Source organism: Paracoccus hibiscisoli (assembly GCF_005048265.1).
In the GTDB taxonomy this organism is placed as follows: Bacteria; Pseudomonadota; Alphaproteobacteria; order Rhodobacterales; family Rhodobacteraceae; genus Paracoccus; species Paracoccus hibiscisoli.
This window is the reverse complement of the sequence record NZ_SUNH01000006.1, coordinates 22,371-41,865: the sequence shown is the minus strand read 5'-3', so window position 1 is coordinate 41,865 and position 19,495 is coordinate 22,371. Positions and strand designations below refer to the sequence as shown.

At 67.7% G+C, this 19,495-nt stretch carries 22 protein-coding genes and 2 pseudogenes; 16 read left to right on the top strand and 8 right to left on the bottom strand.

All coding sequences use genetic code 11. The annotated features are described in order from the left end of the window. Nucleotides 1–98: 98 nt before the first annotated feature. The gene (locus FA740_RS04230) at nucleotides 99–521 is read left to right on the top strand and encodes a hypothetical protein (RefSeq protein WP_136855533.1); all 423 of its coding nucleotides are present in this window, start codon (nucleotides 99–101) and stop codon (nucleotides 519–521) included. 58 nt (nucleotides 522–579) lie between these two features. Further along, complete coding sequence (locus FA740_RS04225) at nucleotides 580–762, top strand: hypothetical protein (RefSeq protein ID WP_136855532.1); 183 nt, start codon at nucleotides 580–582, stop codon at nucleotides 760–762. A 48-nt stretch (nucleotides 763–810) separates the two neighbouring features. Here FA740_RS04225 and FA740_RS04220 read toward each other — a convergent pair whose 3' ends face one another. Continuing rightward, the gene (locus FA740_RS04220; RefSeq protein WP_136855531.1) at nucleotides 811–1,293 is read right to left on the bottom strand and encodes an Lrp/AsnC family transcriptional regulator; all 483 of its coding nucleotides are present in this window, start codon (nucleotides 1,291–1,293) and stop codon (nucleotides 811–813) included. 202 nt (nucleotides 1,294–1,495) lie between these two features. Here FA740_RS04220 and FA740_RS04215 point away from each other — a divergent pair, with 202 nt between their 5' ends. The 6 genes and pseudogenes from FA740_RS04215 to FA740_RS04195 all read left to right on the top strand — a co-directional run bounded on the left by FA740_RS04215 (nucleotide 1,496) and on the right by FA740_RS04195 (nucleotide 5,877). Beyond that, nucleotides 1,496–1,948 (top strand): RrF2 family transcriptional regulator, encoded by a 453-nt coding sequence (locus tag FA740_RS04215; RefSeq protein ID WP_136855530.1) that lies wholly within the window; start codon nucleotides 1,496–1,498, stop codon nucleotides 1,946–1,948. A gap of 350 nt (nucleotides 1,949–2,298) precedes the next feature. Continuing rightward, nucleotides 2,299–2,445: a hypothetical protein gene (locus FA740_RS19585; protein ID WP_169306209.1), complete on the top strand. Its 147-nt coding sequence runs from the start codon at nucleotides 2,299–2,301 to the stop codon at nucleotides 2,443–2,445. A 39-nt stretch (nucleotides 2,446–2,484) separates the two neighbouring features. Next, entirely contained in the window at nucleotides 2,485–3,459 is a 975-nt protein-coding gene (locus FA740_RS04210) for a sulfate ABC transporter substrate-binding protein (protein ID WP_211243642.1), read from the top strand. Then, nucleotides 3,456–4,294: pseudogene (gene cysT / locus FA740_RS04205) on the top strand (sulfate ABC transporter permease subunit CysT). The gene FA740_RS04210 and the pseudogene cysT overlap by 4 nt, the downstream one beginning before the upstream one ends. Then, nucleotides 4,287–5,146 (top strand): annotated as a pseudogene (gene cysW / locus FA740_RS04200) (sulfate ABC transporter permease subunit CysW). The pseudogenes cysT and cysW overlap by 8 nt, the downstream one beginning before the upstream one ends. 11 nt (nucleotides 5,147–5,157) lie before the next feature. Next, nucleotides 5,158–5,877: a sulfate/molybdate ABC transporter ATP-binding protein gene (locus tag FA740_RS04195; RefSeq protein ID WP_136855528.1), complete on the top strand. Its 720-nt coding sequence runs from the start codon at nucleotides 5,158–5,160 to the stop codon at nucleotides 5,875–5,877. Nucleotides 5,878–5,989: 112 nt separating this feature from the next. On the opposite strand, the gene FA740_RS04190 is transcribed toward FA740_RS04195, so the two are convergent. From FA740_RS04190 to FA740_RS04180, 4 genes are all read right to left on the bottom strand, one after another. Then, on the bottom strand, nucleotides 5,990–7,339 hold the full coding sequence (locus FA740_RS04190; RefSeq protein ID WP_136855527.1) for an SGNH/GDSL hydrolase family protein: 1,350 nt from the start codon (nucleotides 7,337–7,339) through the stop codon (nucleotides 5,990–5,992). A gap of 60 nt (nucleotides 7,340–7,399) precedes the next feature. Then, nucleotides 7,400–7,651, bottom strand: a complete 252-nt coding sequence (locus tag FA740_RS19995; RefSeq protein WP_246053465.1) for a hypothetical protein — start codon at nucleotides 7,649–7,651, stop codon at nucleotides 7,400–7,402. Then, nucleotides 7,609–7,770, bottom strand: a complete 162-nt coding sequence (locus FA740_RS19990; protein WP_246053464.1) for a hypothetical protein — start codon at nucleotides 7,768–7,770, stop codon at nucleotides 7,609–7,611. The genes FA740_RS19995 and FA740_RS19990 overlap by 43 nt, the downstream gene beginning before the upstream one ends. A 499-nt stretch (nucleotides 7,771–8,269) precedes the next feature. Continuing rightward, complete coding sequence (locus tag FA740_RS04180; protein ID WP_246053463.1) at nucleotides 8,270–8,965, bottom strand: GntR family transcriptional regulator; 696 nt, start codon at nucleotides 8,963–8,965, stop codon at nucleotides 8,270–8,272. Nucleotides 8,966–9,046: 81 nt separating this feature from the next. On the opposite strand from FA740_RS04180, the gene uxaC reads away from it, so the two are divergent. The 8 genes from uxaC to FA740_RS04140 are packed head-to-tail and all read left to right on the top strand — an operon-like array spanning nucleotide 9,047 to nucleotide 16,670. After that, nucleotides 9,047–10,453: a glucuronate isomerase gene (gene uxaC / locus FA740_RS04175; RefSeq protein ID WP_136855695.1), complete on the top strand. Its 1,407-nt coding sequence runs from the start codon at nucleotides 9,047–9,049 to the stop codon at nucleotides 10,451–10,453. 23 nt (nucleotides 10,454–10,476) lie between these two features. Then, the gene (locus FA740_RS04170) at nucleotides 10,477–11,448 is read left to right on the top strand and encodes a TRAP transporter substrate-binding protein (protein ID WP_136855526.1); all 972 of its coding nucleotides are present in this window, start codon (nucleotides 10,477–10,479) and stop codon (nucleotides 11,446–11,448) included. A 56-nt stretch (nucleotides 11,449–11,504) separates the two neighbouring features. Beyond that, entirely contained in the window at nucleotides 11,505–12,110 is a 606-nt protein-coding gene (locus FA740_RS04165) for a TRAP transporter small permease (protein WP_136855525.1), read from the top strand. 4 nt (nucleotides 12,111–12,114) lie between these two features. After that, nucleotides 12,115–13,395, top strand: coding sequence for a TRAP transporter large permease (locus tag FA740_RS04160; RefSeq protein WP_136855524.1), 1,281 nt, complete (start codon nucleotides 12,115–12,117; stop codon nucleotides 13,393–13,395). A gap of 10 nt (nucleotides 13,396–13,405) precedes the next feature. Then, a complete protein-coding gene (locus FA740_RS04155; protein ID WP_136855523.1) occupies nucleotides 13,406–13,687 on the top strand; it encodes a cupin domain-containing protein in 282 nt (93 codons plus the stop codon). A gap of 13 nt (nucleotides 13,688–13,700) precedes the next feature. Then, the gene (kduI, locus tag FA740_RS04150) at nucleotides 13,701–14,525 is read left to right on the top strand and encodes a 5-dehydro-4-deoxy-D-glucuronate isomerase (protein ID WP_136855522.1); all 825 of its coding nucleotides are present in this window, start codon (nucleotides 13,701–13,703) and stop codon (nucleotides 14,523–14,525) included. Then, nucleotides 14,522–15,262: a 2-dehydro-3-deoxy-D-gluconate 5-dehydrogenase KduD gene (gene kduD / locus FA740_RS04145; RefSeq protein ID WP_136855521.1), complete on the top strand. Its 741-nt coding sequence runs from the start codon at nucleotides 14,522–14,524 to the stop codon at nucleotides 15,260–15,262. The genes kduI and kduD overlap by 4 nt, the downstream gene beginning before the upstream one ends. Beyond that, nucleotides 15,240–16,670 (top strand): mannitol dehydrogenase family protein, encoded by a 1,431-nt coding sequence (locus FA740_RS04140; protein WP_136855520.1) that lies wholly within the window; start codon nucleotides 15,240–15,242, stop codon nucleotides 16,668–16,670. The genes kduD and FA740_RS04140 overlap by 23 nt, the downstream gene beginning before the upstream one ends. Before the next feature lie 33 nt (nucleotides 16,671–16,703). Here FA740_RS04140 and FA740_RS04135 read toward each other — a convergent pair whose 3' ends face one another. Genes FA740_RS04135 through FA740_RS04125 form a run of 3 tightly spaced genes read right to left on the bottom strand, consistent with a single transcriptional unit; the run spans nucleotide 16,704 to nucleotide 19,493 of the window. Further along, the gene (locus FA740_RS04135) at nucleotides 16,704–17,615 is read right to left on the bottom strand and encodes a sugar kinase (RefSeq protein WP_136855519.1); all 912 of its coding nucleotides are present in this window, start codon (nucleotides 17,613–17,615) and stop codon (nucleotides 16,704–16,706) included. Further along, entirely contained in the window at nucleotides 17,612–18,820 is a 1,209-nt protein-coding gene (gene uxuA, locus FA740_RS04130) for a mannonate dehydratase (protein ID WP_136855518.1), read from the bottom strand. The genes FA740_RS04135 and uxuA overlap by 4 nt, the downstream gene beginning before the upstream one ends. Nucleotides 18,821–18,830: 10 nt before the next feature. Then, the gene (locus FA740_RS04125; RefSeq protein WP_136855694.1) at nucleotides 18,831–19,493 is read right to left on the bottom strand and encodes a GntR family transcriptional regulator; all 663 of its coding nucleotides are present in this window, start codon (nucleotides 19,491–19,493) and stop codon (nucleotides 18,831–18,833) included. Nucleotides 19,494–19,495: the final 2 nt, after the last annotated feature.

Here is a 19,495-nt window from a genome sequence, read left to right as displayed (position 1 = left end):
CTGCGCGGGACGTCATGGCCACTGGCGGGACGGGGGCCGCCGCCCTATCTTGGGGCTTGCGGCTGCCTGGCCGCGCCTGCCGGAACGACGCGTCAGCCATGCACGCCCCCTGTGACCCCATCCCGATGCTGCACCCCACCGCCGGCCATGCGGTGATGCCTGCTGACCGGGGTCCGGCGGGCCGTCGCAGCGCGCTGGCGGCCTGGGCGACGGTGCTGGTGATGATCGTCACGCTGGTGGCGGCCCTGGCGCTGGCGCGGCCCATGATTCCGGGGCACGGACCCGAGGATCGCTTTTCCGACAGCGTCCTGCCCGCCTCCAACGCGCTGGCCGAGCGCCCCAAACCCGGCACGCCGTTGGGCGATGACGCGACCCTGCCGGAGCATCGTGTCACCCATGCGCGCCCCGGAGCCACGGATGTCGCGCCCAGGCCCCGCGCGGTGGATCATCCGCCCGTTGCGCATCGCTGCCCGCGATGCAGGCCGCGTGCGCCGCCAATCCCTCCGACGATGACGATCTGAACCCGGACCGCCTGGCCTTCAGGGGTCTGCCCGCTGTTTCGTATCCGAGGACGACAAGATGACCGATCTGGCACCCCGATCGGGGGCACGGACCCCGCATGACCAGCCTGATGCCGATGACGGGTTCCCCATGCCCCCGACCCGCCCGCAGCCGGGCGTTGCCCGACAGGTTCTGCTGCACTGGCTGGCTTTTCTGGGCGGCACGGCGGCCCTGCTGGGCGCGGCCGCCTGGCTGTTCTGACCCGCGCGCGACGGCCCCCGTCCGGGGATGCCGTCGCGCCTTACGGCCCTAGCGGTCGCGGGTATTCACGGGATAGGCGGTCGTGTGCCGCAGGCGTTCCATCGCGAACTGTGCCGTGACGGTCTTGATGGCGACGGCATCGGTCAGGGCCGTGTAAAAGCGGTCATAAGCGGCCATGTCTGGCACCACGACGCGCAGCAGATAGTCGATGTCGCCGGCCATGCGCCAGGCCTCCATGACCTGGGGCAGGGCGTCGATGGCGCGGGCGAAGGCCAGGCGCCATTCGGTGCCGTGATCGGGCGCCTGGACCCCGACAAAGACGGTCAGCCCAAAGCCCAATTTGGCCGGGTCGGCCAGGGCCACGCGGCGGGTCAGCACGCCGGTGGCCTCCAGCTTCTGGATGCGCTTCCAGCAGGGGGTCTGGGACAGGCCGACCTTGTCCGCGATCTGCGCGATGGGGGTGGTGGCATCCGTCATCAACACCGCCACGATCTTGCGGTCGATCAGGTCCAGGGGGGCAGTCTGGGTCATCGGGACGATTCCTTTCCCGGACAGCATGCGATAATAATTTACAATGTCTAGTGTCATTGTCGTCTTTAATCGGACAGGCCCATCGGGTCCTGCCGGGCGGGCGGGGCCCGCGTAAAAACCCCGTGGTCGGGTCGTCTTTTCTTTTGCAGCGTGGCGAACTGGCCTATATCCGGCGGACAGCAACGCATCCGGGGGCCGCGCCATGATCACACAAAAGATGAAATACGCGCTGAAGGCCCTGCTGGTGCTTGGGGACGAGGCGCGCCGCGACCGCCCCGAGGCGCTGACCATCGAGGTGATCGCCCGGCGCTCCGGCACGCCCAAGCGGTTTCTGGAACAGATCCTGCTGGAGGTGCGCAACGCGGGGATCGTAGCGTCGATCCGGGGGCGGTCGGGAGGATATATCCTGATCAAGCGCCCCGAGGACGTCTCGATCTCGGAGCTGCTGCGGCTGATCGACGGGCCGATCGCGCCGCTGCCCTGCCTGTCGCGCCGCGCCTATCAGCGCTGCGAGGATTGCACAGACGAGGCCACATGCCGGTTGCGGCGCGTGTTCTCGGAGGTGTTCTGGTCCTACCTGATCCTGATCGAATCGCTGAGCCTGGCCGACATGCTGGGTTCCGAGGCGGTCGCGGCTCAAGTCACCGGCGCCTGATCGTGGCCCCGTTTTAGGGTATCTGACAGCCATTGATCCGCAGTCTGAAACGGACGTGAGGGGGGGCGATGCGCGTGGAGAAGGATCTTCTCTTTAGACGACAAAATCAGCCGATTTAATTATGTTGATAAAAACGACTTTCCCTGTCGATATTAGCGTATCGAAACGCCGCACGGGCCACAGGAAAGGACGACAGATGATCCCGCAACCGACCGGCACGATCCTCTTGCGGGCCGGCCTGCGCCCGGTGAACCGCGCCGCCCCGGTCGCAGCCTGCCCCCGATCACCAGGATGCCGAACGCGCCGCCCGCAGTCCCGCCCGACACACCCCTCAGCCAAGAGAGACCGCCATGTTCGCCACCATCAACACCGGCCCCCACAGCAGCGCCCAGGGCCCGCGCGTCACCGAAGCTGCCGATGGCCGCGTCACCATGTCGACCGGGCGCGGCACGCTGACCGGGTTTCCGGTCGGCAGGCTGGCCCCGATGGGCGTCTGACGCCCGCTAGCCCCTGATCGAACCGCCATGAGGTCGCCCATGTTTCTACGCACAACCGCCCTTGCCCTGCTGATGCTGACGCCTGCCGCCCATGCCCAGAGCCTGCTGAATGTCAGCTATGACCCCACCCGTGAGCTGTATCGCGACGTCAACGAGGCCTTCGCCGCCCATTGGCAGGCCCAAGGGAATGACGCCCCGACCATCGAGACCAGCCACGGCGGGTCTGGCGCGCAGGCGCGATCCGTGATCGACGGGCTGGCCGCGCAGGTGGTGACGCTGGCGCTGGCCTCCGATATTGATCAGATCGCCGCCGCGGGCAAGCTGCCCGAGAACTGGCAGACCCTGCTGCCGCATAATTCCAGCCCCTACACCTCGACCATCGTGTTCCTGGTCCGTGACGGCAACCCCAAGGGCATCCAGGACTGGGGCGATCTGGTGGCCGAGGGGGTCGAAGTGATCACGCCGAACCCCAAGACATCGGGCGGGGCCCGTTGGAACTATCTGGCAGCCTGGGCCTGGGCTGAGACGAACGGCCGCGATCCGGCCGAGTTCGTTGGCCAACTGTTCGCCAACGTTCCGGTCCTGGATACCGGCGCGCGCGGGTCGACCACGACCTTCGCGCAACGCGGCATCGGCGACGTGCTGCTGGCCTGGGAGAACGAGGCCTATCTGGCGCTGGCCGAACTGGGCGAGGATCAGTTCGACATCGTCGTCCCCAGCCTGTCCATTCTGGCCGAACCGCCCGTCGCGCTGGTCGAGGGCAACATCGCGGACGACGCGCAGCGCGCACTGGCCAGCGCCTATCTGGACTATCTCTATACGCCGGAGGGGCAGGCGCTGGCCTTCAAGCACTACTATCGCGCATGGGACGCCAGCGCCGCGGACCCCGAGGATGTCGCCCGCTTCCCTGAGCTGGAGCTGGTCAGCATCGACGACTTGGGCGGATGGGCCACGCTCCAGCCCCGACATTTCGGTGATGGCGGGATCTTTGATCAGATCTATGTGGCGCCATGAGCGGCACTCCCCTGATCCAGCGGACCGCCATGCCCGGTCTGGGCCCTTCGGCCGGGATCACCGTCTTCATGCTGACGCTGGTGGTGGCGCTGCCCATCGGCGCGCTGCTGTGGCAGGGCGCGGAATTCGGCGCGGCCAACATCTGGGCCACGATCAACCGCGACCGGGTCTGGGCGGCTTTGTGGCTGTCCTTCCGGCTGTCCTTTCTGGCCGCCTGCTTCAACCTGGTGTTCGGGGTGATCCTGGCCTGGGTGCTGGTCCGGTACCGCTTTCCGGGGCGGCGCATCATCGACGCGGCGGTCGATCTGCCCTTTGCCCTGCCCACCGCCGTCGCGGGCATCGCGCTGACCGCGCTCTATGCCCCGAACGGGGTGCTGGGCCAACTGACGAACCAGATCGGCTGGCAGGTCGCGTATACGCAATGGGGGATCTGGCTGGCACTGGTCTTCGTGGGCCTGCCTTCGTGACCCGCACCGTCCAGCCCGTGATCGAGGAGATCGAGACCGAGGTCGAGGAGGCCTCCGCCACCCTTGGCGCAAGCCGCGCGCACACCCTGCGCCACGTGATCGTGCCGATGCTGATGCCCGCCGCCCTGACCGGGTTCGCGCTGTCGCTGGCCCGTGCGGTCGGCGAATACGGATCGGTGATCTTCATCGCCGGCAACATCCCGCTGCGCACGGAAATCGCCCCCCTGCTGATCGTGATCCAGCTGGAGGAATACAATTACGGCGCCGCCGGGGCCATTGGCCTGGCGATGCTGGCCATCAGCTTTTCCATGCTGCTGCTGATCAACCTCATACAGATCTGGTCACGCCGGAGGATCGGTCATGTCTGACGCCACCCCCGTGTTTCACTCTGCCACCCAGGAATCGCCCGCCGCCCGGTGGGCGCTGATCGCAGTAGCGGTCGGCGGTCTGGCGCTGCTGGTCGGCGCGCCGCTGGTCATCGTCTTTGTCGAGGCGCTGTCGCGGGCTGGGCCGCAGCAGTGGGCAGCCTGGCCAGCCGCGACGCGCAATCGGCCATCCGCCTGACCCTGCTGATCACCGCCATCGCGGTGCCGATGAACGCGGTCTTCGGCATCGCGGCGGCGTGGTTCATCACCAAGTTCGACTTTCGCGGCAAGGCCTTCCTGATCACGCTGATCGACCTGCCCTTCAGCATCAGCCCGGTCGTGGCCGGCCTGTGCATCGTGCTGCTGTTCGGGGCCAATTCCGCGCTTGGCGACTGGCTGGTGGCCAGCGGCTATCCGATCGTCTTTGCGGTGCCCGGCATCGTGCTGGCCACCGTCTTCGTGACCTTTCCCTTCGTCGCGCGCGACCTGATCCCCGTGATGATCGAGCAGGGCCGCGCCGAGGAGGAGGCCGCCCTGACGCTCGGCGCCACTGGTTGGCGGACCTTCCGCACCGTGACCCTGCCCAACATCCGGTGGGCGCTGCTTTATGGCACGCTTCTGTGCACCGCCCGCGCGATGGGCGAGTTCGGTGCCGTGGCCGTCGTGTCGGGCAAGATCCGCGGACAGACCGCGACCATGCCGATCACCATCGAGATGTTCTACAACGAATACCTGTCGGTCGCGGCCTTCTCCATGGCGGCGACGCTGACGGGGCTGGCACTCCTGACGCTAATGCTCAAGACCGCGCTGGAACTGCGCCATGCCGACGCGCTGTCGGCCACACGCCGCCATTAGGGAGGGACCCCATGCACATCCAGATCGATGAGATCGCCAAGGATTTCGGCACCACCACCGCGCTGCACCCGGTCAGCCTGCCTATCCCCTCGGGCGCGCTGGTCGCGCTGCTGGGGCCGTCGGGCTCGGGCAAGACAACGCTGCTGCGCATCCTGGGCGGGCTGGAGTTCCCGACCTCGGGGCGGGTGCTGTTCAACAGCCAGGACGCCACCGGAATGTCGGTGCAGGACCGTCGCGCGGGCTTCGTGTTCCAAAGCTATGCCCTGTTCCGCCACATGACGGTGTTCGAGAACATCGCCTATGGCCTGCGTGCCCGCCCGCGCGCCACGCGTCCCAACAAGGCCGAGATCGACCGACGGGTGCTGAAGCTTCTGGACCTGATCCAGCTGCCCCAGATCGCCGACCGCTATCCGACCCAGCTGTCGGGCGGCCAGCGCCAGCGCGTGGCCTTGGCCCGCGCGCTGGCCATCGAGCCGCGCATGCTGCTGCTGGACGAGCCCTTCGGCGCGCTGGACGCCAAGGTCCGAAAGGAACTGCGCCAGGGCCTGCGCGACATCCATGACGAAACCGGCCTGACCTCGGTCTTCGTCACCCACGATCAGGACGAGGCGATGGCGCTGGCCGATCTGGTCGTCGTCATGTCCATGGGCCGGATCGAGCAGATCGGCAAACCCGCCGACATCCGCGCCAAACCCGCAACCGAATTCGTCCGCGATTTTATTGGGGTGTGACGGTTAGTGCCCCAGCTGGCGCGTCAGAAGCGTCGCCACTGCATCCGGGTCGAAGGGTTCACCCAGGAATTCGAAGATGTGGCGCAGATAGTCCGGGCCGTGCGCAAGGCCCTCATAGGCGATGATCCGGCTGCGGACGGGATGCGCGGCGGCAAAACCGCGAAACAGGGCGTCGGCGCGCGCCAGATCGGCCAGCACATGGTTGCGCGGCTGATCGGCCCATCAGCCCGACCGCGCGACGGCGTCGTGACGGCGCGTCTGGAACAGGAACCGCGCCTGCGGAAAGCTGTCGCGCAGCACGGCCATATGGGTGGGAAAGAACTCCGGGTCCTCGTGGAAGTGGATCTGCTTGAAGCCGCAGACCCGGCAGCCTGGATCGGGACGCAGCACCTGCGCGACAAAGGCGCCCGGTATGCAGCACCGCGCAAATCGGCAGCGTGACCTCGGGGCGGACGGGCATCCGCGTGCCGGTCTGCCGCAGGATCACGGGCGTCGCCTCGGGTCGTATGCCGGTCAGCGCATAGCGGCGCACGCCTGCCTCCGGGGGCTGGACGGGGGCGGTCAGCATCGACACCAGGAACCGGTATTTCGGCTGCACCATGCCGGGTTGAAGCGTGCTCAGTTCGAACCAGTCGTCGTCGATGCCCAGATAGCAGCGCGCGATGTCGGGCGTGCAGACATAGCGCGCGGCCAGCAGCGTGCCGCCCTCGATCTCCAGGTGCAGGGTCGCGCGGCCCAGATCGACGGCCTGTTCGGAATAGAGGTGGTTGCGAAAACTCATGATCTGCGACGTTGCGGCGGGCTGCGGGCGCAGGACCGACGCGGCCTGATGGTTCTGCGGGTCGACCGGGTCGGGCAGGGGGCGGCGCGGGGTGCGGGCGGCCAGCCAGGCGGCCAGGCGGTCGGCGACAATCTCGGCGCAGAGCGTCATCAGCACGGGGCGCTGGTAATGCGCGGCGTCGCCATAGACGCCCGGCATATCGTGGACGTCCCGGCCGAACCGTTGCACCAGCGCCATGTTCACATCCGCCAGCGGCAGGTCATAGTGATGCGCCAGGTAATGGACGCCGCCATGCAGCACGTTGATCGAATTGCGGTGCTGTCCCGCCCGTGCCGCCAGGATGACCGGCAGCACGATGATATCGGGATTGGCCTGCCGGGCGATGCGGATCGCCCCCTCGAACGACCGGGTCCAGGCCTTGAACGTGGCGACGCTGCGCGCGAATACGGTCGTGTCGTTCAGCGTGTATTCGATGATCAGCAGATCCGCCCCCGCCAGCAGGTCGGGATTCTCCAGCAGCTTCATCAGGCCCATCTGGATCGTGGTGTTGCCGACGGCCAGGTTGGCCTGCAGATCCATCGCGATGCCATGCGCGGCCAGCGCCCCGGGCAGGGCGGTCAGCCAGCCGGGCTTCATCACCGTGTTCGATCCGCCGATTGCGATGGTCCTGAGGGGCTGCATGCCGGTCCGCCTTTTCGATGTCGGGAGGGATGCGGCGCCCGCCGGGGGCGCCGCATCGGGTCATGCGGTTGCGGGAACCGGCTCGGGCGCCGCCGGGGCGGGCTCGGGCGTGTGGCCCGCCGCCAGGGTGGCCAGATACGGCTTGGGCTTGAGCCCCGCGGCCTGCAGGAAGGCCACATAGCGGGCCGCCTTGCCGGCGCGGTGGCTGTCATAGGTCGCCCCGTCGAACTTGATCGCCTCCTTCAGCGTGGTGCGCGTCAGCGGGAAGGTCAGGTCCGCCGCCCGCAGGAGGGGACGCCGGTCTCGCGGCACATCTCTTCGGTCCGGGTGTCGATGGTCACGGTGCAGGCCATGCGCTCGGCCTGGATGGCCAGCTGGGCGCCGTGAAAGCGCGGCCCGATCAGCAGGTCGTGGCGGCGCAGCTCATCCATCCACGCGGTGACGTCATAGTAGGAGCGCGCGTAGTTCAGCGCCCATTGCCGGAATTCGTCTGCGGTATAGTGGGGGCTTCCTTGGCTTCATCGACATCACGTCTATCCGCCTCCGGGTTCGCCTTTTGTCAACATGAGCTAAGTAATTAAGTCTGCTTTTTATTTGTATGTACAGAACAGTTCACTTTTTAAGTCGGTATACATCTGAGCGGCGGTCAGTCGTTCCTTACGGGATGATTTGTGCACTGGTTATGAAAATTGTCAGGAAAAAACGTGGGTTTATCTTTGGCGTTTCCGTGCTTCGCGCGGCAAAGAGGCAACCAGTAAATAAACTGATCGTTTCACATAAGCGCGTTAAACGTGTGCCTGCATCCTATGCAAGCTTTTCCTGCACTGTAATCAGCGAGTCGCCTGACCCTAGGTCCACCAGATAAAAGCTGCGCATGGCGCAAGGCGAATCGCCGCGATACGGCGCGGCGGATTCAGTCGCGGCGAGGGGTCAGCCCAGGATGCCGGGCCGGTCGATTCGCAGCCGGTCTAGGATATGTTCGATATGGCTGAGATGGTCGCGCACGGCGGCGGCGGCGGCGTCCGGGTCGCGGGCACGCAGGGCTGCCAGGATGGTGCGATGCTCGATCCAGGCGGTCGAGCTGCCATAGGACAGCGACAGGAACCGCGCCCGGTCCATATGCCCCTTGTTGTCGCGGACCAGGTTCCAGACGAACTCCTTGCCCGCGGCGGCGCAGATGTCGCGGTGGAACTGGTCGTCCAGCGCGTGGAAATCGGCGCGGCGGTCTGCGTGGCTGGCGGCCTCCTGCAGCTCGATCAGGCGGTCCAGGCTGTCCCAATTGGCGGGCTGCAGGCGCAGGGCCGCCTCGCGCATCGTGGCCTCCTCCAGCGCGCTGCGCACGAAATAGGCCTGCATGACCGCCTCGGTCGAGATGGGCGTCACGGTGGTCGCCCGCTGCGGGCGGATCTGGATGAAGCCCAGCTGCGACAGTCGATAGAACGCGTCCCGCACCGGCTGGCGCGACACACCCATCTGGGCCGCCACCTCGGCCTCGGATAGCTTGGCGCCGGGGGGCAGGGTCAGGTTCACCACCCGCGCATACAGCGCCTCGAAGATCTGGTCGGTGACCGAACGCGGGCGCAGATCCTCCATCGGGGGCAGGCTGTCGGGTTCCAGCACAGGCATGTCCGCACCTTTGTTGACGCATCCTGTAAACTAGCATATTAGACGACTAGCAACATGGCAAGTGAGTCGGAGGAGGATCGCATGGCCTTGCTGGACGAAGACCGGCTGTTCCCCACCGACCCGCGCAGCCGCGATCTGGCCCGCGCGTTGTATGACGGCGTGCGCGACCTGCCGATCCTGTCCCCGCATGGCCATACCGATCCGCGCTGGTTCGCCGAGGATCAGCCTTTTCCCGACCCCGCGCAGCTGTTCGTAACGCCCGACCATTACGTCTTTCGGATGCTGTGCTCTCAGGGGGTCGCGCTGAGCGATCTGGGCGTGCCGCGCGTCGATGGCGGCCCGACCGAAACGGACGGGCGCACCATCTGGCGGCTGTTCGCGCGCCATTATCATCTGCTGCGGGGCACGCCGTCGCGGCTGTGGCTGGATCATTCGTTCCAGCATGTCTTCGGCATCGACCGCCGCCTGTCGGAGGCCACGGCCGACTGGTATTACGACCACATTGCCGACTGCCTGGCCCGGCCCGACTTCCGCCCCCGCGCGCTGTTCGAGCGGTTCAACATTGAGGCCATCGCCACGACCGAGGCCGCCACCGACGATCTGCGCTGGCACAGGATGATCGCCGACAGCGGCTGGCGGGGCAGGGTCATCACCGCCTATCGCCCCGACGGCGTGATCGACCCCGAGATGTCGGGTTTCGCCGACAACGTCGCCCTGATGGGCCAGCAGACGGGGTTCGATACGACGACCTGGGCGGGCTATCTGGATGCGCACCGGGCGCGGCGGGCGTTCTTCATCCAGCACGGCGCGACCTCCAGCGACCATGGCCATGCCAGCGCCCGGACCGAGGATCTGCCGCAGGCCGAGGCGGCGGCCCTATTCGCAAAGGCTCTGCGCGGCCAGTGCACCGCCGATGAGGCCGACGCATTCCGCGGCCACATGCTGACCGAGATGGCGCGGATGAGCCTGGAGGACGGGCTGGTCATGCAGATCCACCCCGGATCGCGGCGCAACCATTCCGACGATGTGCTGGCCATGTTCGGGCGCGACAAGGGCTTCGATATTCCGGGCCGCACCGATTACGTCGCGGCCCTGCGCCCGCTGCTGAACGCGGTGGGCATGGACCCGCGCCTGACGGTGATCCTGTTTACCCTGGACGAGACGGCCTATGCCCGCGAACTGGCGCCGCTGGCGGGCGTCTGGCCCTGCCTGCGCCTTGGCCCCGCCTGGTGGTTCCATGACAGCCCCGAGGGGATGCGCCGTTTTCGCGAGATGACGACGGAAACGGCGGGCTTTTACAACACGGTGGGGTTCAACGACGACACCCGCGCCTTCTGTTCGATCCCGGCGCGTCATGACGTCGCCCGGCGGGTGGATTGCAGCTATCTGGCGACGCTTGTCGCCACGGGACGCCTTGCGGAAGACGAGGCGCCCGAGGTCGCGCGCGACCTGACCCATGGCCTGGCGAAACGGGCCTACAAACTCTGAGCGTTCATATCTGGGAGGATAAGATGAAGTTCCTGACAACCACGTTCGCCGCCCTGCTGGCCTCGGCCAGCTTTGCCGCCGCCTGCGAGGTCACGCTGCGGTCCTCGGATACGCATCCCGATGGCTATCCGACCGTCGAGGGCGTCAAGGCCATGGCCGAGGAGGTCCGCGAAAAGACCGACGGCCGCGTCTGCATCGAGGTGTTCCCCTCGGCCCAGCTGGGCGAGGAGCGTGACACGATTGAACAGACCCAGTTCGGCGTGATCGACATGGTCCGCGCATCCTTCGGCACGTTCAACGACATCGTGCCGGTGACGCAGACGTTCTCTCTGCCCTATTTGTTCCGCAACGTGGACCACATGCACGCGGTCATGGACGGCCCCATCGGCGAGGAGATCGGCGCCGCCTTCGAGGAGCGCGACCTGGTCGTGCTGGCCTATTACGACGGCGGTGCGCGCAGCTTCTACAACTCTCAGCGCCCGATCACGTCGATCGAGGATCTGGCCGGCCTCAAGATCCGCGTCATCCAGAACGACGTGTTCGTGGACATGATGGACGCGCTTGGCGCGACCGCGACGCCGATGCCCTATGGAGAGGTCTATTCGGCCATCCAGACCGGCGTCATCGACGGGGCCGAGAACAACTATCCCAGCTATGACAGCTCGGGTCATGCCGAGGTCGCGAAATACTTCACCCTGGACGAGCATCTGATGGTGCCGGAACTGGTCGCCATGTCCAAGACCAGCTGGGACGCGCTGTCCCCCGAGGACCAGACCGTGATCCGCGAGGCCGCGCGCAATTCCTCTACCACGCAGCGCCAGCTCTGGGCCGAGGCCGAGGCCGCCTCCGAGGAAAGCGTCATCGCCGCGGGCGCCGAGATCGTGCGCGACATCGACAAGCAGCCCTTCATCGACGCGATGGGCCCGGTCTACGAGAAATACGCGACCAGCCCCGAGGCGCAGGACCTGGTCGAGCGCATCCGCGCGACCCAGTGACCGACACGGCCGCCCGCAATCCCTGCGGGCGGCCTTTTCTTTTGGGGGAACGCGCGATGCGCGAAGGCTTGATCCGATTTGCCACCCTGACCGGCGCCGTGGCGCAGGCGGCGCTGTGGCTGGCGGGGACGGGGCTGGTCCTGATGACCGCCTTTGTCTTTGCGCAGGTCTTTTACCGCTATGTCATCGGCTCCAGCCTGTTCTGGGCGGAACCGGCTGCGGTCATGCTGATGGGATGGTTCATCTTTCTGGGCGCCGCCGTCGGCGTCAAGGAGGGGTATCACCTGTCCTTCGACGTGGGCCTGATGGTCGTCCCGGAAAGCTGGCGGCCGTGGTTTCACACCCTGTCGGACGTGGTCGTGACGGGTTTCGGGTTCGGCATGGCGTGGTTCGGCTGGCAGCTGGCGGCGCGCGCCTCTACCGGGGTGGTGCCGGGCCTGGGCATCTCGCGGCTGTGGGATTTCGCGCCGCTGATCGGGGGCGGCATCCTGCTGATGCTGTTCTCGGCCGAGCGCATCCTGCGCCGCGCGGCGGGCCTCAAGACGATGCGCTTTGGCGACATGGACGATGCCGCCGACGGGGCGCGCGACGGCGTGCCGGGGCCGGTTCCGGCGCGCGATGTCCTGGACGGCGCCGCGCCCCGTCCGCGCAACGGGGACTAGACGCATGGAATTGTGGATCTTGTTCGGCAGCTTCGTCACGCTGCTGCTGATCGGAACGCCGGTGGCCTTCTGCCTGGGCGTGGCCAGCTTTCTGACGGTCCTTTATATGGGCCTGCCGCCGGTGGTGGTGTTTCAGCGCCTGAACAGCGGTATCTCTGTCTTTGCGCTGATGGCGATTCCGTTCTTCATCTTTGCGGGCGACCTGATGGTGCGGGGCGACATCGCCCGGCGGCTGGTCGCGTTGGCGGGGGCGATGATCGGCCATGTGCGCGGCGGCCTGGGTCAGGTAAACATCGTGGCCAGCCTGATGTTCGGCGGCGTGTCGGGATCAGCTGCGGCGGATGCCAGCGCGGTGGGCGGCCTGATGGTCCCCCAGATGAAAGAGCGCGGCTATGACGTCGATTACGCCGTCAACATCACGGTGGTCAGCTCGATCATCGCGCTGATGGTGCCGCCCAGCCACAACATGATCATCTATTCCATCGCCGCAGGGGGCCGGCTGTCCATCGCGGACCTGTTCACCGCCGGAATCGTGCCCGGCCTGCTGCTGGCCTTCCTGCTGATGGTCGCCGCCTGGTGGGTGGCCCGCAAGAAGGGCTATCCGACCGAGCCGTTCCCCGGCTTGCGCATGCTGGGCACGCTGCTGGTGGCCGCAGCCCCCGGCCTGATCCTGATCGCCATCATCTTCGGCGGCGTGCGGTCGGGGCTGTTCACGGCCTCGGAATCGTCGAACGTGGCGGTGGTCTATGCGCTGCTGATCACCACGCTGGTCTATCGCAGCCTGCCCTGGTCCGAATTCGTCGAGGCGACCAAGGGCGCCGTGCGCACCACCGCGATGGTGCTGCTGGTCATCGGCTGCGCGGCCTGTTTCGGCTGGCTGCTGGCCTATCTGCGCGTGCCCACGCAACTGGTCGAACTGCTGCAGAGCGTGTCGAACAACCCCATCGTGATCCTGCTGCTGATGAACATCATCCTGCTGATCCTGGGCACGTTCATGGACATGTCGCCGCTGATCGTCATCACCACGCCGATCTTCCTGCCCGTGGCCACGGCATTCGGCGTCGATCCGGTGCATTTCGGGGTCATCCTGATCCTGAACCTGGGGATCGGGCTGTGCACGCCGCCCGTGGGCGCGGTGCTGTTCGTCGGCTGCGCGGTCGGGCGCATCAGCATCTGGCAGGCGATGCGCACGATCTGGCCCTTCTATGGCGCGGCCTTCGCCACGCTGATGCTGGTCACCTACATCCCCGGCCTGTCGCTGTGGCTGCCCTCGCTGTTCCGTTGAAAGGCCCATCATGACCGATCCCGTCCGCACCGTGCTGGCGCATGCGCCCGACCTGATGGTGGTCCGCTTTGCCTTTGGCGCGGGCGACCGGGGCGCGCTGCACAGCCATCCGCATGTGCAATCGACCTATGTGCAATCGGGGCGCTATCGCTTCACCATCGACGACCGCGACTTCGAGGTCGGGCCGGGTGATGCCTTCATCATCCCGTCGGGCGCCGTCCACGGCTGCCTCTGTCTGGAGGAGGGCGTGCTGATCGACAGCTTCACCCCCCGCCGCGACGATTTTCTGTGAAAAGGACCATCCCATGACACATGTCGAGACCCGCCACGCGATCCACCCACAGCACGCCCGCGGCATGGACACCGCGCAACTGCGCCAGCATTTCCTGGCCGAGGGGCTGTTCGCCGACGGTGAAGTCCGGCTGGTCTATACCCATTACGATCGCTTTGTGGTCGGCGGCGCGGTGCCTGCCGGCGGATCGCTGGTTCTGGACCAGATCGCCGAAACCAAGACCCCAAGCTTTCTGGACCGCCGCGAGATGGGCATCGTCAATATCGGCGACGCGGGCCGGGTCGAGGCCGCGGGCCAGGGCTGGGACATGGCCAATGGCGACGTGCTGTATCTGGGCATGGGCGCGGGGGCGGTGACGTTTTCGGGCGGGGGGCGGTTCTACATCACGTCGGCGCCCGCGCATCGCGCGCTGCCGCATCGTCTGATCACCGTCGATCAGGCCAAGAAGGTCGAGATGGGCGCGACCGCAACCTCCAACAAACGCGTCATCAAGCAGTTCATCCACCCGCTGGTCATGGAAAGCTGTCAGCTGGTGCTGGGCTACACGTCGCTGCAGGAGGGCTCGGTCTGGAACACCATCCCCAGCCACGTCCACGACCGCCGGATGGAGGCGTATCTGTATCACGGCATGGCGCCGGAATCGCGCGTCCTGCATCTGATGGGCGAACCGCAGGAGACGCGCCACCTGTTCGTGGCCAACGAACAGGCCGTTCTGTCGCCGCCCTGGTCGATCCATTCGGGCGCGGGCATTGGCGAATACACCTTCATCTGGGCGATGGCGGGGGACAATGTCGATTACACCGACATGGACTTCATCCAGCCGGAGGACCTGCGGTGAGCGCCTTTTCCCTTGCAGGTCGCACCGCGCTGGTCACCGGCGCCAATACCGGGATCGGCCAGGCCATCGCGGTCGCCCTGGCGCAGGCTGGGGCGGATGTCATCGCATCGGGCCGCCGCGATTGCGATCAGACGGTGGCGCTGATGGGGCAAGTGTCTGACAAGGCGGGGCGGTCGCTGACCCTGGATTTCGCCGACCCGATGGCGGCGCGCGACGTGTTCGCGGAGCAGCCGATTGACATCCTGGTGAACAACGCGGGCATCATCCGCCGCGACGATGCGGTGGATTTCACCGAGGCCGATTGGGACGCGGTGATGGACGTGAACGCCAAGGCGCTGTTCTTCACCTGCCAGGCCTTCGCGCGCGCCGCCCTGCCACGGGGCCGGGGCAAGATCGTCAACATCGCCTCGCTGCTGTCGTTCCAGGGCGGCATTCGGGTGCCGTCCTATACCGCGTCGAAACATGGCGTGGCCGGGCTGACCAAGCTGATGGCCAACGAATGGGCGGGCCGAGGCCTGAACGTCAACGCCATCGCCCCGGGCTATATCGAGACCGCCAATACCGAGGCGCTGCGCGCCGACCCCGACCGCAGCCGCGCGATCCTGGAGCGCATCCCCGCAGGCCGGTGGGGCCGCCCCGAGGACATCGCCCAGACCGCCGTCTTTCTGGCCGCCCCGGCATCGGATTACGTCAACGGCGCGATCCTCAACGTCGATGGAGGCTGGCTTGCCCGATAGGTTGCACCGCACCCCGTCCACCGCCCCCGCGGGCATCGTCCATCTGGGCCTGGGCGCGTTCTTTCGCGCGCATGGCGCGGTCTATGTGGCCGAGGCCATGGCCCGGTCGGGCGGCGATTGGGGCATCATCGGCGTCTCGCTGCAATCGCCCGGCACGCGCGACCGGCTGGCCCCGCAGGGCTGGGCCTATACCGCGCTGGAGCTGGGACCGGAGGGAGAAACCCCGCAGGTCGTGACCGTCCTGCGCGATGTGCTGGTCGCCCCCGAGGATCCGCAGGCGGTGCTGAACGCGATGGCCGCGCCGACGGTGCGCATCGTCAGCCTGACCGTGACCGAAAAGGGCTATTGCCATGAGCCGTCCACGGGCCGCCTGAACGCGGACCACCCCGATATCCGCCACGATCTGGACCACCCGCTGCCAAAATCCGCGCCGGGGTTCCTGGTGCGCGCACTGGCCTTGCGCCGAGACCGGGGGTTGCCGCCCTTCACCGTGCTGTGCTGCGACAACCTGCCCGAGAATGGCCGCGTCGTGCGGGGCGTCGTGCTGGACCTGGCGCGCCTGATCGACCCGGAGCTGGCCGACTGGATCGCCGCGCATGGCGCCTTTCCCGCGACCATGGTGGACCGGATCGTGCCCGCCACCACCCCCGCCGATCTGGACCGGCTGGAGGCCCTGACCGGTCAGCGCGACGAGGCCCCGGTCATGCACGAGCCCTTTCGGCAATGGGTGGTCGAGGACCGCTTTGTCGGCGGTGACCGCCCTGATCTGGGCGCCGTGGGCGTGCAGATGGTGACCGACGTCACCCCGTTCGAGCATATGAAGCTGCGCATGCTGAACGGCACCCACTCTGCCCTGGCCTATCTGGGCTATCTGGCCGGGCACCAGACCATCGCCGACACGGTGGCCGACCCGGCCTTTGCCGGTCTGCTGACGCGGTTGTGGCAGGATGAGATCATCCCCGCGCTGACCCCGCCCCCCGGGGTCGATCTGGGCGCCTATGCCGATGCGCTGGCGGCGCGCTTTGCCAACCCGGCGATCCGGCACCGGACCTGGCAGATCGCCATGGATGGCAGCCAGAAGCTGCCGCAGCGCATCCTGGGCACCATCGTCGAAGGGCGCGCGGCGGGACGGCCGGTGCCGGGCCTGACCTTGGCCGTCGCGGCCTGGATGCGCTATGCCTCGGGGCGGGACGAGGCGGACGGGCCGATCGATGTCCGCGACCCGCTGGCGCCCACGCTGGCGGGGCTGTGGGACGAGGATGCGGCGCGCACCGTCCAGGGCTTCCTGGCGCTGGAGCAGGTGTTTCCGCAGGCGCTGCGCGCCGATGCGGGCTTTGTGCGCGACCTGTCGCGGACGCTGCACATGCTGGTCGAACGGGGGGCGCGGGACACGGTCGCCGCGCTGTGATCCGCGGGGGCTGCCCCCGCGGATCGTCCCGCATCACGCGGGGGGCACGGCCGCGCGCACCAGCGCGCCCGGATGGCGGATCACCTGCCGGCTGAGCGCATGGCCCGCACGCACCGCCGCGTCACAGTCGGGCCGCGCCAGCCAGGCCGCCAGATAGCCCGCGTTGAAGCTGTCGCCCGCGGCGGTGGTGTCGACCGGCGTCTCGGGGCGCAGATCGTCGATGGCGCCCGCGCCGTGGGCACCGTCCCAGCAGATCGGCCCGCCGCCATTCTTGACCACCACATGCCCCGCCCCCAAGGCCAGATAGCGGGCCAGCGTGGCGGCCGGATCGGCATCGCCGAAATGGGTGGCTTCGTCATCAAAGCTGGGCAGGAGCAGGTCGGATTGCGCCGCCGCCTGCTGGATCGTGGCGCGCATCATGTCGGCATCGGCCCACAGGCGCGGTCGCAGGTTGGGGTCGAACACCACCAGCGTGCCGCGCGCGCGGGCCTGGGCCAGCGCCTGCATCAGGCGCAGCCGCCCGTCGAGGGGCAGGATCGCCAGCGTGATGCCCGACAGATAGGCCAGCGTGCATCCCGCCAGCGCATCGGCCAGCGCCGCCGGATCGTCCGCCAGCCGCCGTGCGGCGGAGCTGTCGCGCCAGTAGGAAAAGCTGCGCTCTCCGTTCGCCAGGCTGATCGCGTAGAGGCCGATCTCGCGGGTCGGATCGCGGGTGACATGGGTGGTGTCGATCCCCTCGGCCGCCATGAAATCCAGCGCGCGCCCCGAGAAATCGCCCATGCCGATGCGGGTCAGATAGCCGACCTGCACATCAGTGCCCATCAGGCGGCGCAGATACCAGGCGGTGTTCAGCGTGTCGCCCGCGATGCCCATGCGCCACAGATCAGGCTGGGGCGCTTGCGACATCTCGACCATCGCCTCGCCGATGCACAGGATGCGGGTCATGGGCGGGGCTTTCGCGACAGGGCGGCCTCGACCCCGCGCAGCTCGGCCAGGCCCTTCAGGCGGCCGATGGCCGGATAGCCCGGCTGACCGCCGCGCCCGATATCGTCCAGGATGTCCTGGCCGTGGTCAGGACGCATGGGGATGACGGCATCTGTGCGGCCCGCTGCGCGGCGGCGGGCCTCCTCGTCCAGGATGGCGTCGATCAGGTCCACCATGTCGGTCTGGCCGCCCAGATGCTCGTCCTCAAAAAAGCTGTCGGGGATGGTGTCGCCGTCGCGGTGCACGTTGCGCAGGTGCAGGAAATGCACCCGGTCGCCAAGGCGGCGCATCATGCCCGGCAGATCGTTGTCCGGCCGCGCCCCCAAAGAGCCTGAACACAGCGTGATCCCGTTCGCCGGCAGATCGACCGCAGCCATGCGTTCGGCATAATCGGCCTCGGTCGACATCACGCGGGGCAGGCCCAGCAGCGGAAAGGGCGGATCGTCGGGGTGACAGCACAGCCGCATCCCCAGATCCTGCGCGACCGGGGCCACCTGTTCCAGGAAGTCGTGGAAATGGCGGCGCAGCACTGCGTCGGTCACGGGCGCATAGCTGTCCAGCAGGGCGCGCACGCCCTCCATGCTCAGATGATCGGCGGCACCGGGCAGGCCAAAGACGACGTTCTTGGCCAGCTCCGCGCGGCGGTCGTCGGACATCTCCGCAAAGCGGCGGGCGGCGGCGTCGCGCAGGGCTTCGGGGAAATCCTCGGCCGCAGCGGGGCGTTCCAGGATATGGATGTCGAAGGCCGCGAAATCGGTCAGGTCGAAGCGCATGCAGCGCGCGCCGTTCGGGCGCCGCCAGGCCAGGTCGGTGCGCGTCCAGTCCAGCACCGGCATGAAGTTGTAGCAGATCACCCGCAGCCCCGCCGCATGCAGGTTGTGCAGCGACTGGACCCAGGCATCAATGTGGGCGCGCCAGTCGCCGGTCTGGGTCTTGATCGCCTCGGAGACGGGCAGGCTCTCGACCACCTCCCATGCCAGCCCGGAGGGCGCGCCGTCGCGCATCACCGCGATGGCCTCCTGGCGGGCGCGGATCTGGTCCGGGGACCAGACCTGGCCCGTGGGAATGTGGTGCAGGGCGGTCACGACGCCTTGCACCCCCGCCTGCATCATGTCGTCGATGGAAACGGGATCGGCTGGTCCGAACCAGCGCCAGGTCTGTCGCATCTGGGGCCTCTCAGTCGGTGAAATAATCGGGATGGGCGGCCGCCATCTGCGGCAGCTCGGTCAGCATCTGGCGCAGATGTGCGCGGATCGCGGTGTCGGCCGCCGCGCCGTCGCCCGCCTGCAGCGCCGTCAGGATGGCGCGGTGCTGGGCGATGGTCTGGCTGCGGTCAAAGACGCGCATCGACAGGTGGCGCAGGCGGTTTATCTGGGCCTTCAGCCGCTCCAGGTCCTGCCAGACGGCGGGGTGGCCCGCCGCATCGGCCATGGCACGGTGAAGGCGGTCGTCGGATTCGATAAAGCCGGGCACGTCGCCCGCCGCATCGGCGCGCTCTTGCACCGCCAGTTCGGCCGTCATGGCCGACAGGTCGGGGCGTGTCGCGGCGACGGCGCGGGCCAGATCGCTCTCGACCGCTTCGCGGATGAAGCGGGCCGACAGCACCGCGCGCATCGAGATGCGCCCGATATAGGTGCCGCGTTGGGGCCGCACCTCGGCCAGGCCATCGGCGGCCAGGCGGATGAAGGCCTCGCGCACGGGCTGGCGCGACAGGCCGACCTGGGCCGCGATCTCGGTCTCGGACAGGCGGGTGCCGGGCAGCAGGTCGCCGCGCACCACGCAGCCATAGAGCCAGTCATGGACCTGGCTGGCCGTCGTCGCAGAGCGGATCGGAATCATGG